The 13,622-nt window shown below is 68.2% G+C and carries 14 protein-coding genes; 5 read left to right on the top strand and 9 right to left on the bottom strand.

The annotated features are described in order from the left end of the window. Both N790_RS16625 and N790_RS16215 read left to right on the top strand, forming a co-directional pair. The coding region (locus N790_RS16625) for a hypothetical protein (RefSeq protein WP_211252011.1) at positions 1-206 on the top strand (206 nt) is incomplete at its 5' end. 1 nt (position 207) lies between these two features. After that, positions 208-981 (top strand): hypothetical protein, encoded by a 774-nt coding sequence (locus tag N790_RS16215; protein ID WP_156970115.1) that lies wholly within the window; start codon positions 208-210, stop codon positions 979-981. Positions 982-1,049: 68 nt separating this feature from the next. Here N790_RS16215 and N790_RS14980 read toward each other — a convergent pair whose 3' ends face one another. The 8 genes from N790_RS14980 to N790_RS14945 form a co-directional block, all read right to left on the bottom strand. Beyond that, entirely contained in the window at positions 1,050-2,342 is a 1,293-nt protein-coding gene (locus tag N790_RS14980; RefSeq protein WP_043805518.1) for an argininosuccinate lyase, read from the bottom strand. Then, on the bottom strand, positions 2,339-3,289 hold the full coding sequence (argC, locus tag N790_RS14975; RefSeq protein WP_043805517.1) for an N-acetyl-gamma-glutamyl-phosphate reductase: 951 nt from the start codon (positions 3,287-3,289) through the stop codon (positions 2,339-2,341). Before argC ends, N790_RS14980 begins: the two co-directional genes overlap by 4 nt. Beyond that, a complete protein-coding gene (locus tag N790_RS14970; RefSeq protein WP_043805516.1) occupies positions 3,286-3,891 on the bottom strand; it encodes a GNAT family N-acetyltransferase in 606 nt (201 codons plus the stop codon). The genes argC and N790_RS14970 overlap by 4 nt, the downstream gene beginning before the upstream one ends. A gap of 2 nt (positions 3,892-3,893) precedes the next feature. Further along, entirely contained in the window at positions 3,894-5,192 is a 1,299-nt protein-coding gene (locus N790_RS14965) for an acetylglutamate kinase (protein WP_043805520.1), read from the bottom strand. Positions 5,193-5,197: 5 nt separating this feature from the next. After that, the gene (locus N790_RS14960) at positions 5,198-6,301 is read right to left on the bottom strand and encodes an acetylornithine deacetylase (RefSeq protein ID WP_043805514.1); all 1,104 of its coding nucleotides are present in this window, start codon (positions 6,299-6,301) and stop codon (positions 5,198-5,200) included. A gap of 2 nt (positions 6,302-6,303) precedes the next feature. Next, entirely contained in the window at positions 6,304-7,503 is a 1,200-nt protein-coding gene (locus tag N790_RS14955) for an argininosuccinate synthase (RefSeq protein ID WP_043805513.1), read from the bottom strand. A gap of 18 nt (positions 7,504-7,521) precedes the next feature. Continuing rightward, positions 7,522-8,526, bottom strand: a complete 1,005-nt coding sequence (locus N790_RS14950; protein WP_043805512.1) for an N-acetylornithine carbamoyltransferase — start codon at positions 8,524-8,526, stop codon at positions 7,522-7,524. A gap of 235 nt (positions 8,527-8,761) precedes the next feature. Further along, positions 8,762-9,331 (bottom strand): glycine zipper 2TM domain-containing protein, encoded by a 570-nt coding sequence (locus tag N790_RS14945; RefSeq protein ID WP_043805511.1) that lies wholly within the window; start codon positions 9,329-9,331, stop codon positions 8,762-8,764. Positions 9,332-9,451: 120 nt separating this feature from the next. Here N790_RS14945 and cysS point away from each other — a divergent pair, with 120 nt between their 5' ends. The 3 genes from cysS to N790_RS14930 are packed head-to-tail and all read left to right on the top strand — an operon-like array spanning position 9,452 to position 13,010. After that, positions 9,452-10,822, top strand: coding sequence for a cysteine--tRNA ligase (cysS, locus tag N790_RS14940; protein WP_043805510.1), 1,371 nt, complete (start codon positions 9,452-9,454; stop codon positions 10,820-10,822). Next, positions 10,822-11,253 carry a SufE family protein gene (locus N790_RS14935; RefSeq protein WP_043805509.1) on the top strand — a complete coding sequence of 144 codons (432 nt, stop codon included), beginning with the start codon at positions 10,822-10,824 and terminating at the stop codon, positions 11,251-11,253. The genes cysS and N790_RS14935 overlap by 1 nt, the downstream gene beginning before the upstream one ends. A 14-nt stretch (positions 11,254-11,267) precedes the next feature. Further along, positions 11,268-13,010 (top strand): DUF885 family protein, encoded by a 1,743-nt coding sequence (locus N790_RS14930; protein WP_043805507.1) that lies wholly within the window; start codon positions 11,268-11,270, stop codon positions 13,008-13,010. Positions 13,011-13,068: 58 nt separating this feature from the next. Here N790_RS14930 and dksA read toward each other — a convergent pair. Further along, the coding region (gene dksA / locus N790_RS14925) for an RNA polymerase-binding protein DksA (protein ID WP_245593799.1) at positions 13,069-13,622 on the bottom strand (554 nt) is incomplete at its 5' end.

Genomic DNA, 13,622 nt, shown 5'->3' with positions numbered 1-13,622 from the left:
CGGAGAAGCCGGGGCGATTCACATCATTTTCGGACGCAGATGCGCGAAAATTTTGCGAGCAATCTGGGTGCTATGACAACGCTAACCACACTAAATCGGTCAAAGCACTAAAGAACCGCGTCACAGGTTCAAAGTCCGCCGGCTGGAAACTTACCGCGCCGGGATTGAGCGCTGCTGCCGACCTTGTGAAGCAACCGAAAAATTAAGATGTTTGACTCTGCCAAGGCATTTTCAAACCTTCCGGTCGAGCTCCGTAAAGAACTACTCGACTGCTATCAATCGATCATTACAAACTATTCGGAGGGCCGATGGGAGCCTGCCGAACTAAATGGAGGAAAATTCTGTGAGATCGTTTACTCAATCGTTCACGGCGCGTTAGTCGGCACCTTCCCAGCGCGCTCAAAGAAGCCGCCAAATATGGTAGATGCTTGCCGTGCTCTTGAATCTCTGCCGCCAACACCGAGTCTTGTTGGCAACCGCTCTCTAAGAATTCAAATCCCAAGATTGCTGCCCTATCTGTACGAGATACGAAACAATCGTGGTGTTGGACATGTTGGTGGAGATGTTGATCCGAACGCTGCTGATTCCACGGCGGTGTTAGCCACAACCTCTTGGCTTATGGCGGAACTGGTTCGAATATTTCATGGCATGTCGCTCGCGCAAGCGCAAGAGGTTGTAGATGCCCTAGTGACTCGCCATCACCCATTGGTTTGGAGTGTTGACCAAACCAAAAGAGTGTTGGATCCCTCTCTGAAAAAATCTGACCAAGTTCTACTCTTGCTTTACTCTGAGTCTGGCTGGACAGAGATCGAAAGACTCCGCAGTTGGGTTGAGTACGCGAACAAGACCAACTTCAAGAACAAAATCTTAGCGCCGCTCCACAAGACCAGACATATTGAGTACGATCAAACAAACGGCCTTGCGAGGATCACTCCTAAAGGTTCCAGCGACGTCGAAGCCAGGCTTGCTCCCCGCGTGTAGAAGTTTCGGGCAATGGCTAGCAATTCATTCAAGCCGAACCCGCTTCGAGGGTCGGCTTATTTCAAACGTCAGCCCATCACCACGCTCCAGCGCCTCTTCAGGATTTCCAGACCCAACGCCGCATGTCCACCCGGCGACACCCGCGCCGCCAGGCTCGCTTCCGGAACCGCCCCATACGACGGCAACGGCTCCACCGCCGCCAACTTGTAGGCCTCGCGGAACGGCAGGCCTGACACGGCCAGTTCCACGGCCTTGTCGGTGGCGTACATGCCGTCGTCGAAGGCCAGCGCCAGGCGCTCGGGCTTCCACTGCATGCCACGCAGCAGGTTCGGCAGCAGCGCCAACGCGCCCAGGCCGCGGCCGAAGGCGTGGACCAGGGCGCCCTTGGTGAACTGCAGGTCGCGGTGGTAGCCGCTGGGCAGCGACAGCAGCTGCTCCAGTTCGGTGCGGGCGGCGGCGATGCTGGCGTAGGTGGCGCGCATCAGTTCCACCAGGTCGGGGTTGCGCTTGTTGGGCATGATGGAGCTGCCGGTGGTGTACTGCGGCGGCAGGCCCACGAAGCCGAACTCGGCGGTGGTGAACAGGCTCAGGTCCCAGGCCAGGCGCCGCAGGTCCAGCAGGGCCGCGCCCAGCGCGTCCACGGCGGCCAGTTCGAACTTGCCGCGCGAAAGCTGGGCGTAAATGGGGCTTACCTGCATGCGGCCGAAGCCGAGCTCCTGCGTGCTGAACTCGCGGTCCAGCGGCAGGTTCACGCCGTAGCCGGCGGCGCTGCCCAGCGGGTTGGCGTCTATCCAGTCGCGGGCCTGGCTGGCGCGCACGGTGTCGTCGATGAAGGCTTCGGCGAAACCCGCCCACCACATGGCCGTGGACGACACTACGGCGCGCTGCAGGTGGGTGTAGCCGGGCATGGGCAGCGCCTCGGCCTCGGCGCGCTGCAGGCAGATGCCGGCGCATTCGTGGCACAGGGCGCGCAGCTCGCCCAGCTTGCGCTTGAGCCACAGGCGCGTGGCCACCAGGATCTGGTCGTTGCGGCTGCGGCCGGTGTGGATCTTGCGGCCCACGTCGCCCAGGCGTTCGACCAGGCGCGATTCGATGGCGGAATGGCAGTCCTCAAAGCGCTCGTCGAGCACGAAGGCGCCGCTCTTCAGGTCTTCCGACAGCGCGGCCAGCTCGCGGCACATCGCCTCGGCTTCATCGCCGGTGAGGATGCCAATGCGCGCCAGCCCGCGCGCGTGCGCGGCCGAGGCGGTGATGTCGTCCTGGATGAACTCGCGGTCGAGCAGCACGTCGTCGCCGGCCAGGAAGGCCTGGATGCGCGGGTCCACTTCCACGCCGGGTTTCTGCCACAGCAGCTCGCTCATGTCGGGATTCCCATCGTCTCGGGCAGGCCGAAGGCCAGGTTGAGGTTCTGCAGCGCCTGGGTGGCGGCGCCTTTCAGGAGGTTGTCGAGCGTGGACACCACCACCAGGCGGCGGCCGTCGGCGCTGAGCGTGAAGCCGCCCACCTCGGCGCCGTGGCGGCCGGCGATGCGGCTAACCCACGGGGCCTCGTCCACCACCTGCACCAGCGGTTCGCCGGCGTAGGCGGCCTGGTAACGCTGCTGCACCTCGTCGCGGCTGAAGGCGCGCGCCAGGTGCAGGTTGGCGGTGAGCGTGATGCCGCGGAAGTGCGGCGCCACGTGCGGCATGAATTCCACCGGGTGGCCCAGCTGGCGCGTTACTTCACGCTCGTGCACGTGGCCCACCAGCGAATACGGCATCAGGTTGTCGCGCAGCTTGTCCGGGTTGTTCTTGTCGGAAGCGCTGGTACCGGCGCCGCTGTAGCCCGACACGCCGAAACACTGCACCGGGCCCGCCAGCGCGTCGCGCATGGGCGCCACGGCCAGCTGCATCGCGGTGGCGTAACAGCCCGGGTTGCTGATGCGGCGGGCGCCGGCGGCGCGGACGCGGGTGAGTTCGGGCAGGCCGTAGTGCCAGGCGGCGTCGAAACGGTAGTCGGCCGAGAGATCGACCACCACCGGGTTGGCGCCGGCGGCGTCGAGCGCGGCCACGAAGCCGGCGGCCATGCCGTTGGGCAGGGCCAGCACCAGCGCGTCGGCGCCCTGCCCGGCCGCGGCGGCGGCGTCGAGGTTCGAATAGCGCAACTCACCGGTGTACGCGGGCTCGTGCTCGGCCAGGCGCAGGCCGTCGCGCTCACGCGAGGAAACAAACGCCAGCTCGAAGCGCGGGTGCGTCGCCACCAGCTTGATCAGCTCGGCGCCCACGTAACCGCGCGCACCCACCAGGCCGAGGGAAATCCGCCCGCTCATGCCGCGCCACCGTGTTCAAGCTTGAAATCCAGGTTGCGCCGCACCACCGGCCATTCGCTGTCCAGGATGGAATACACGGCCGTGTCGCGCAGGTGCCCGTCGGGCATGCGCATCTGCCGGCGCAGGATGCCGTCGAAGTGCGCGCCCAGGCGCTCGATGGCGGCGCGCGAGCGGTGGTTCATCACGTGCGTGCGCAGTTCCACCACCGAGCAGCCCATGGCGTCGAAGGCGTGGCCCAGCAGCAGGCGCTTGGCCTCGGTGTTGAGCGCGCTGCGCTGCACCCGCGCCGAATACCACGTGTAGCCAATTTCCAGGCTGGGCACCACCGGGTCCATGCGGAAGAAGCGCGTGCTGCCCACCGGCTCGCCGCTGGCGTCGCGCACCAGGAAGGGCATGGCGGTGCCCGCCTCGCGGTCGGCGATGGCGCGGGCCAGGTAGGCCCACACGGTTTCCGGGCCGGGCACCGAGGTGTACCAGAGGTTCCACAGCTCGCCGTCGCTGGCCGCGGCCAGCAGGTCTTCGGCGTGGTGCGGCTGCAGCGGCTCGAGGGTCACGTGGTGGCCCTCGAGGATCGGCGGAATGGTCCAGTGCAGGCTTTGCATGCTCAGCCCTTGAGCGTGGCCGGGCGGGCCAGGCAGTGGTCGACGGCGAAGCGGATCTGGTCCCAGCCTTCCAGGCCGTACCAGAACACGTTCCACTTCTCGCCCTTGAGGCAGCCGTCGGATTCGTCGAAATAGAAGTCGTTCACCGGGTTGCCGTTGCGGGCGCGCCAGAACAGCTGCGGCGTTTCCGCGCGCATCACCTGCCAGGCGGCGCGGCCCAGGCCTTCGCCCTGGGCGTCGTCGCTGACGGCGAACTTGTCGAGGTGCGGGATGCCGTTCTCCTCGGTGATGATGAGCGCGGCGCGGTAGTGTTCGCTCACGTAGGCCTTGAGCAACTTCGTGCGCTCGAAGTAGTCCGGCGCCAGCTTGCGGCCGAAGCCAGACTCCACCAGCGCCTTTAGCCGCTTGAGGTCGAGCTTCTTCCAGCTGGTGACCTTGCGCACCTGCTCGCCGCGCCGCACCAGGGTGCCGGAACCGCGGTGGGTGAACAGCTCCTTGGCCAGCTGGTCGGGCCGGGTAATGGACACCGACGATGACGGCGGCAGCTGCATCAGCAGGTCGTGGATCTGCTCGATCTTCACCTTCATGCCCGAATGCAGCCAGGGCTGGGCCATCAGGCCTTCGTACTCGGTGCTGAGGTTGATGGAATCGATGACGCTGCCCTCGCCGTCCAGCAGGCCGCCGGTGCCGGTAAGGAAGATGATCTTGTAGGGCTGCAGGGTCTTGACCAGCTCGTTCGCGGCCCAGTCGGCGTTTACATTGAGGATCTGGCCGCCGGCGGTTTCACCCAGCGAGGCGATGACCGGGATCGAGCCGACCTTGATGGCGGCCTGGATGGCGGCGGTGTGCACCTGCTCCACCTTGCCCACCAGCCCGTACTTTCGCTTGCCCAGGAAATCGCACTCGAACACGCCCGAGGTGATCGAGGTGGCGCGCACGCCCTGGGCCTGCAGCGCTTCGACCAGGCGCAGGTTTTCCTGCTGGCCCACGCGCCGCACGATGGCCAGGCCATCGGCGTCGGTGACGCGCAGGCCGTCCACGGTCTTCTTGCTGATGCCAGCGCGCGCCATTTCCTCGTCCAGCTGCGGGCCGGCGCCGTGGATGACGATGGGCGTCAGGCCCACCTGCTGCAGGAAGGACAGCGAGGACACCAGCGCGTCCAGGTCGTCGCGCAGGATGGCGCCGCCCACCTTGACCACGGCGAAGCGCGCGGCGTCCACCTGGGAAAAGCGCTTGAGGTACTGCTGGATCTCCTTGGCGCTGGCCATGTTCGACAGCAGCCGGACGATCGTGGTGCGCATCTCGGTCACGCGGGTTGCTCCAGCAAACGGGTGTAGGTGGCGGCGGCGGCGGCGAGCTGGTCGAGTTCGACCCACTCGTCGGCGGTGTGGGCCTGGGCGATGTCGCCCGGGCCATAGACCAGGGCGGTGAGCCCGGCCTGGGAGAACAACGAGGCCTCGGTCCAGAAATCCACGGCGTTGCCGATGGGCAGGCCCAGGGCGTCGGCCAGGTCGCGTGCGGCGAGGCGCTTGTCCTCGGCGCGGGCCATGTCGCCGGCCGGCAGCGAGGGGCCGCGGAAGGTTTCTTCGTAGTGAGCCAGCGCGGCCGGGTCGGCCAGGCCGCGGAAGTGCGCGTGCATGGCGTCGAGGTCCATCGACGGCAGCGGGCGGAAGCCGAAGCGCAGCTCGGCCGAGGGCGCGATCATGTTCGCCTTGATGCCGCCCTCGATGCGGCCGATGTTGAAGCGCAGGCCGGTGAGCCCGCCGAAGCGCGCGTGCGACTGCGCCTGGGCATGGTCGAGCGCCTTGGTGCCCCAGCGCATGGCCTGGTGCACGGCGCTGAGGTCGAAGGCGTTCGCGCCCGAGGCGTGGCCGGCCTGGCCCTGGAAGTGCATCAGCACGGAACTTATGCCGCGGTGGGCCAGCACGGCCTCGCAGCGGGTGGGTTCGGCGACGATAGCCTCGGCGAAGCCGTGGTCGCTGGCCAGGAAGGCGGCGATGCAGCGCGCGTCGTTGGCTTCTTCGTCGCTGCTGAACAGGAAGGCGGCGTCGCCCGTGCTGCGCTGCGCGGCCGCCACCAGGCCCGCGGCGGCGCCCTTGATGTCGCAGGCACCCAGGCCAATGGCCTTGCCGCCTGCCACGCGCAGCGCGTGCGGGTCGGCGCTCCAGTTCGGCGACGAGGGCACGGTGTCGAGGTGCACGTTGAACACGCGCTTCGGGCTGCCGCGCACGGCCAGCATCGACACCGCGCCCGCGCCGTGGTCGGTCACTGTCACTTTGAAACCCGGCAGCTGCGCGCGCAGGTAGTCGAAGATGCCGCCGGTGCCAATGTCACGCGGCGGGTTGCGGGTGTCGAAGGACACCAGCGCTTCAAGGTGGCGCAGGACGTCCGGAAGCAGCGTGTCGGTCATCGTCAGCCCTTGGCGTTGATTTCGGCCCAGAGCGTGCTGGACATGCCGTACAGGCGGATGAAGCCCTCGGCCTCGGCCACGCCCCAGTCGGCCGACTGCGCGTAGGTGGCGCCCTTGGCGTTGAGCAGGTGCGGCGAACGCACGGCCACGGCGTCCACGCGGCCGCCCTGGGTTTCCAGCACCACCTCGCCGTTCACGCAGGCCTGGCTGGAGGCGAGGAAGGCCTCGAGGTCGGTCTTGAGCGGGTCGTTGTAGAAGCCTTCGTACACCAGCTCCACCCACTTGCGCGCCACTTCCGGCTTGAAGCGGTTCTGGTGCTTGGTGAGCACGGCTTCCTCGAGCGCGCGGTGCGCGGTGAGCAGCGCCGCCAGGCCCGGGGCTTCGAAAATGATGCGGCCCTTGAGGCCGATGGTGGTGTCGCCGGTGTACAGGCCGCGGCCCACGCCGTACTTCGCGAACAGGCCGTTGAGCTTGGCCAGCAATTCGGCGCCGGGCATCACCACGCCGTCGAGCGCCACGGCCTCGCCCTGCTTGAAGGTGATGGCCACGCGCAGCGGCTGCCCCGGCCACTCGGCGCGCGGCGCGCACCAGCCGCGGGCGCCCTCGCCGGGGGCTTCCCAGCGGTCGATTTCGCCGCCGGACATGGTCAGGCCGAGCAGGTTCTCGTTGATGGTGTAGCTCTTCTGCTTGGCGCGCACTTCGAAGCCGCGCTCTTCCAGGTAGGCCTGCTCGTAGGCGCGGGTCTGGGTGTGTTCCTTCTGGATTTCGCGGATGGGCGCGACGATCTGGTAATCGCCCGCGGCCTTCACCGCCAGGTCGAAGCGCACCTGGTCGTTGCCCATGCCGGTGCAGCCGTGGGCGATGGCGCGGGTGCCGATTTCGGCGGCGCGCTTGAGCGCGGCGTCCACGATGAGATAGCGGTCGGACACCAGCAGCGGGTACTGGCCCTGGTAGCCCTCGCCCGCCATCACGAACGGCTTCACGAAGCCGTCCCAGATGGCCGGGCCGCCTTCCACGGTGACGTGGCTGGCCGCGCCCAGCTCGGCCGCGCGGGCTTCGATGTAGGCGCGCTCCTCCGCGTCCACGCCGCCGGTGTCGGCGAACACGGTGTGCACGGCCCAGCCCCGCTCTTTCAGCCAGGGAATGCAGAAGCTGGTGTCGAGGCCGCCGGAGAAGGCGAGGACGATGTTCTTGTCGGTCATGGGGTCAGTTCCAGGCGGTTATTTGTTGGCAAGGGCGGCCATCACGGCCTTCTGCACATGCAAGCGGTTCTCGGCTTCCTCGATGGCGATGCACGCCGGCGAATCCATCACGGCGTCGGTCGCCTTTACGTTGCGGCGCAGCGGCAGGCAGTGGCTGAAGACGCCGTTATTGGTCAGCGCCATCTTGGCTTCGTCCACGATGAAGTGCTTGTGCGCGTCGCGGATGGGCTTTTCCTGCTCCCAGCGGCCGAAGTACGGGATGGCGCCCCAGCTCTTGGCGTACACCACGTCGGCGCCGGTGTAGGCCTCGGTGATGTCGTGGCTCATGCGGAAGGACCCGCCCGATTCGGCCACGTTGTCGCGCGCCCAGCCCAGGTAGCGCTCGTCGAGCGCGTATTCCGGGGTCGGGCACAGCAGGGTCACGTCCATGCCCAGGCGCGTGGCGATGGTGAGCGCCGAGTTGGCCACGGCGGTGTTGAGCGGCTTGGGGTGGTAGGTCCAGGTGAGCACGAACTTCTTGCCGCGCAGGTCGCGGGTGCCGAAGTGCTCCTGCAGCGCCAGCGCATGCGCCAGCTCCTGGCAGGGATGGGTGATGGTCTCGAGGTTGATCACCGGCACGGTCGAATACTTCGCGAAGGCGCGCAGCACGGTGTCCTCGCGGTCCACCGACCAGTCCTGGAACTTCGGGAAGGCGCGCACGGCCACCAGGTCCACGTAGCGCGACAACACCCGCGCCACTTCCGCGATGTGCTCCTCGGCCTCGCCGTCCATCACCGTGCCCACGCCGAACTCGATGGGCCAGGCGTCCTTGCCCGGCTGCAGCACCACCGCATGGCCGCCCAGTTGGAAGGCGCCCAGCTCGAAGCTGGTGCGGGTGCGCAGCGAGGGGTTGAAGAACACCAGCGCGATGGACTTGCCCTTGAGCTGGTCGCCGGCCTTGCTGCGCTTGAACGCGGCGGCCTGGGCCAGCACGGCGTCGAGCTCGGCGCGGGACCAGTCCTGGGTGTTGAGGAAGTGCTTCATCGCGGGATCCTGAGGGAAAGGGGGAAAACGAAAACAAAAAAGCCCAGCACGAGGCTGGGCTTTTTCCGGTGAACGAGCGACGGCGTCCGGTTACCCAGCGGAGTTGTGGGGTTCCGGTCGGCGCGCGCGCGAAGTCATGCCCGCCGCCATGTAGGCGGAGCTCAGGACGTCGGCGGCGGAAGCGCACAGGTTCATGGGGCTGGGAGTATGCCGGCCGGCGGGCCCGGCCGCAAGGTCAGCGGACGGCCGCCGAGGGTTCGTCGGGGGTCACGGAGACCCGGACCCGCAGGCGGTTGCCCGGGTCGTAGGGCAGGCGGGACATGTACTTGTCGCCCTTGTACATGTACTCCACGTCGTAGCCGACCACCTGGCGCTCCTCGCGCTCGACCTCGACGATGCGGCAGCCGCGGGCCTCGGCCTCGGCCTTGTTGCGGGCCACGTTGTTGCCGATCATGCCGCCGGCGACCGCGCCGGCCACGGTGGCGGCCTTGCGGCCGTCGCCCTTGCCGACCTGGTTGCCCAGGGCCGCGCCGACGATGGCGCCGATGACGGTGCCGTTGGTAGTGCGACGGGAGTCACGGTATTCGACCGTGTCCTCGCAGCGCTCTTCGGGGATGCGGGTGCGGACGATCTCGACCACCTCCTCCGCGCGCAGCACCTGGGCGTAGCCGTAGCTGACGTTTTCCGGCACCGACGGGGCGTACTCGTCGTAGCCGGCGTCTTCATACGGGTCGGATTCGTACTGCGCGAAGGCCGGGGCCGAAGCCAGGACCAGCAGGGGCAGGACGCGGGTGGCGAAGCTCATGGTTCGTTCTCCGGGCAGACACTGGAATTCAAGCACCGGACTGCTGAACCCTGGCCTAAGATTTTCGTTAAACGCCGGCCGCAGGCTTGCTAGACTCAAGGTTTCCGCCTGCGCCGCGCCATGGAACTGCGACTCTACAACAACCTGAACCGCCAGCTGGAGGTCTTCGAGCCCCAGGACCCGAACCGGGTCACGATGTACGTCTGCGGCCCCACCGTCTACAACTACGTGCACATCGGCAACGCCCGCCCGCCGGTGGTGTTCGGCGTGCTCGCGGGCCTGCTGCGCCGGCGCTACGGCAAGGTCGTCTACGCGCGCAACATCACCGACGTGGACGACAAGATCAACCACGCCGCCCGCGAGCTGGGCGTGCCGATCTCCGAGATCACCGGCAAGTACGCCCAGGCCTACGCCGAGGACATGGCCCGGCTGGGCGTCGCCCCGCCCGACGTGACCCCGCACGCCACCGCGCACATCCCGCACATCATCGCCATGATCGAGCGGCTGATCGAGTCGGGCCACGCCTACGCCGCCGAGGGCCACGTGCTGTTCTCGGTGCCCAGCTTCGCCGACTACGGCAAGCTCTCGCGCCGCGACCCCGAGGAAATGCTGGCCGGCGCGCGCGTCGAAGTGGCGCCGTACAAGCGCGACGCCGGCGATTTCGTGCTCTGGAAGCCCTCCCCGCCCGACCTGCCCGGCTGGCCCTCGCCCTGGGGCGTGGGCCGCCCCGGCTGGCACATCGAGTGCTCCGCCATGGCCGAGGCGCACCTGGGCGAGACCATCGACATCCACGGCGGCGGCGTCGACCTGCAGTTCCCGCACCACGAGAACGAGATCGCCCAGAGCACCTGCGCCCACGGCGGCCGCACCTTCGCGCGCTTCTGGCTGCACAACGGCCTGCTCAATTTCGGCGGCGCCAAGATGTCCAAGTCCGTCGGCAACGTGGCCCTGGTGCACGAACTGCTGGAACAGCACCCGCCGGAGGCCCTGCGCTATGCCCTGCTCTCGGCCCACTACCGGCAGCCGCTGGAGTGGTCGGATGCGCTGATCGAACAGTGCGTGCGCACGCTCGACCGCCTCTACGGCACCCTGCGCGACCTGGGCGACGTGCCGGTGATCGAACCCATCGTGCCGGTGGCCATCGAAGCGGCCCTGTGCGACGACCTCAACACCCCGGCCGCCCTGGCCGAGCTGGCGCGCATCGCCGGCGAAGCCCGCAAGGCCGAGTCGCCCATCGCCCGCGCCAGCCTGAAGGCCGAGCTGCTCGGCGGCGGCCTGCTACTGGGCCTGCTGCAGCAGCCGCCCGCGGCCTGGTTCGGCCGCGGCGGCGCCGAAGGCGACGATGCCCGCATCCAGGCCCTGGTTGACGAACGCAATGCCGCCAAGGCCTCGCGTGATTTCCTCCGTGCCGACGCCATCCGCAAGCAACTGGCCGAAGAAGGCGTGCTGCTCGAGGACACCGCGCAGGGCGTGCGCTGGAGGCGTGCCTGATGCGCCCCACCGAAGCCACCGCCGCCGCGGCCCAGGCCGCCATCGCCGAGGAATTCAGCTTCTTCGGCGACTGGTCCGAGCGCTACCAGTACCTGATCGACCTGGGCCGCAAGCTGCCGCCCTTCCCCGAGGAGTGGAAGACCGAGGCCAACCGCCTGCACGGCTGCCAGTCCATGGTCTGGATCGTGGCGGAAGGCACGGCCGACGAACTCGAGTTCCATGCCATCAGCGACTCGACCATCGTCTCGGGCCTGATCTACCTCGCGCTGCGGGTGTATTCCGGCCGCAGCGCCGCCGAAATCCTGGCTACGTCGCCCGATTACATCGCGGCCATCGGCCTGGCCAAGCACCTCTCGCCCACGCGCAGCAACGGCCTCGCCTCGCTGCTGCAGTTCATCCAGGACACCGCGCGCCGGCACGCCCCGGCCTGACCCGAGGAAACGCCATGCCCCGCACCCGCCTGCTCGCCAGCTGCCTGGCGCTTGCCCTTGCCCTGCCCGCCCTGGCCGCCCAGCCGCCTTCGCTGGCCCCGGCCCTGGCGGAAATGCCGGCGTCGCCGCAGGTGCTGGCACCGGTGGTGGCGCGCTTCCGCGCCGACCTGGCCAGCCTGGAGCGCGTGCGCGACACCACCGCCGGCCCGCGCCGCGAAGCGGCCCTGCGCCAGCTCTACCGCGACTGGCAGGCACGCCTGGCAGAGATCGACGTGGCCCCGCTCGGCCTGGAGGACCGCCTCGACGCCGCGCTGTTCCAGCGCGACCTGGCCTACCGCCTGTCCCAGCTCGACTTCCAGCGCCAGCGCTACGAGGAAGCCGCGCCGCTGCTGCCGCGCGTCGACACGCTGATTGCCCTGGCCGAGGCGCGCCGCGCACTGGAGTACCCCGACGGCCGCGCCAGCGCCGACACCCTGCACCAGGCCCGCCAGGCCCTGGCCGCACTGCAGGCCAGGCTGGAAAAGGACCCCAAGGCCCTGGGCAGCACGCCCATCGTGGCCTACCGCGCCGCCCGCCTGCTCGAAGGCGTGCGCGGCGACCTGAAGCAGTGGCAGGAATTCCACGCCGGCTACGACCCCGACTTCAGCTGGTGGACGCGCCAGCCCTACGAAGCCCTCGACAAGCAGATGGAGGCCTACGGCACCCTGCTGCGCGACAAGCTGGCCGGCGCCCAGGACCCGGAAACCATCATCGGCGACCCGATCGGCCGCGACGCGCTGCTCGAGGGCCTGCGCCACGAGCTGATCCCCTACACGCCCGAGCAGCTGATGGACCTGGCCGAGCGCGAACTGGCCTGGTGCCAGCGCGAACTGGCCAAGGCCGCCGCCGAGATGGGCGCCAGGGACTGGCGCGAGGCGCTGGAGATCGTGAAGTCGCGCCACCCGGCGCCCGGCGAGCAGCCCAAGCTCGTTGTGGAGCTGGCCGACGAAGCCATCGACTACCTGGTCGACAACGACCTGGTGAGCGTGCCCGAGCTGGCCAGGCGCGACTGGCGCATGACCATGCTCTCGCCCGAATACCAGCTGCAGGCGCCGTTTTTCCTCGGCGGCCAGGACGTGTGGGTGGCCTACCCCACCGACACCATGCCGCACGACAAGAAGCTGATGGCGCTGCGCGGCAACAACCGCCACTTCTCGCGCGCCGTGGTGCACCACGAGCTGATCCCGGGCCACCACCTGCAGTACTTCTACAACACCCGCTACCAGACCCACCGCGAGCTGTTCGACACGCCGTTCTGGGGCGAAGGCTGGGCGCTGTACTGGGAATTCCGCCTTTACGAGCGGGGTTTCGCCAAGACGCCCGAGGACAGGATCGGCATGCTGTTCTGGCGCAGCCACCGCGCCGCCCGCATCCTGTTCTCGCTGGGTTTCCACCTGGGCAAGATGACGCCGGACCAGGCCGTGGACCTGCTGGTCGAACGCGTTGGCCACGAGCGCGAAAACGCCCGCGCCGAAGTGCGCCGCAGCTTCGCCGGCGACTACGGCCCGCTCTACCAGATCGCCTACATGGTCGGCGGGCTGCAGTTCCGCGCCCTGCACCAGGAAATCGTCGGCGCCGGCAAGATGGGCGAACGCGACTTCCACGACGCCATCCTCAAGGGCGGCCCCATGCCCGTCGCCGCCGTGCGCGCCCGCCTGCGCGGCGAAGTGCCCGCCGGTGAGCTGAAGGCGGACTGGAAGTTCTACGACTTCGATTGAGGCAAAAAAACAAAGCCCCGGTTTCCCGGGGCCCTGTCCAACGGCCTGAAGCCCGGGCTTATTCGCCCATCTGCTTCTGGCGGTGTTCCCAACGCTCCTGGGCGTCGATGGTGCGCTCGGCGGTGAGGCGGGCTTCCAGGCGCTCGAGGCCAATTTCCTCGCCGGTGTCCACGCAGTAGCCGTAGCTGCCGTCCTCGATGCGCTTGAGCGTGCTGTCGATCTTGCTGATCAGCTTGCGGTAGCGGTCGCGGGTGCGCAGTTCCAAGCTGTTCTCGGACTCGCGGCTGGCGCGCTCGGCTTCGTCGCCGACGTCACGCACCTCTTCCTTGAGGTTCTCGATGGTCTGCTTGGACTCCTCGACCAGGTCGTCCTTCCACTGCAGCAGGCGCTGGCGGAAGTACTCGAGCTGCATCGGGCCCATGTACTCCTCCTTCGGGCTCGGCTTGTAGCCGGCCGGGAGTTCCACGCGCTCGCGCGTCGGGGCGGGCTTGATGCGCTCCGGTCGCGGCGCCGCCGGCTTGACGTAACCGGCGCGCACGCCGGTGCCGGTGCGCGTGGCCGGGGCCACCTTGGCGGCCACCGGGGCGGGCGCGGGCTTCGACGGCGCGGCGG

Source organism: Arenimonas malthae CC-JY-1, from assembly GCF_000747075.1.
In the GTDB taxonomy this organism is placed as follows: domain Bacteria; phylum Pseudomonadota; class Gammaproteobacteria; order Xanthomonadales; family Xanthomonadaceae; genus Arenimonas; species Arenimonas malthae.
This window is presented reverse-complemented; position numbering and strand designations above follow the sequence as displayed.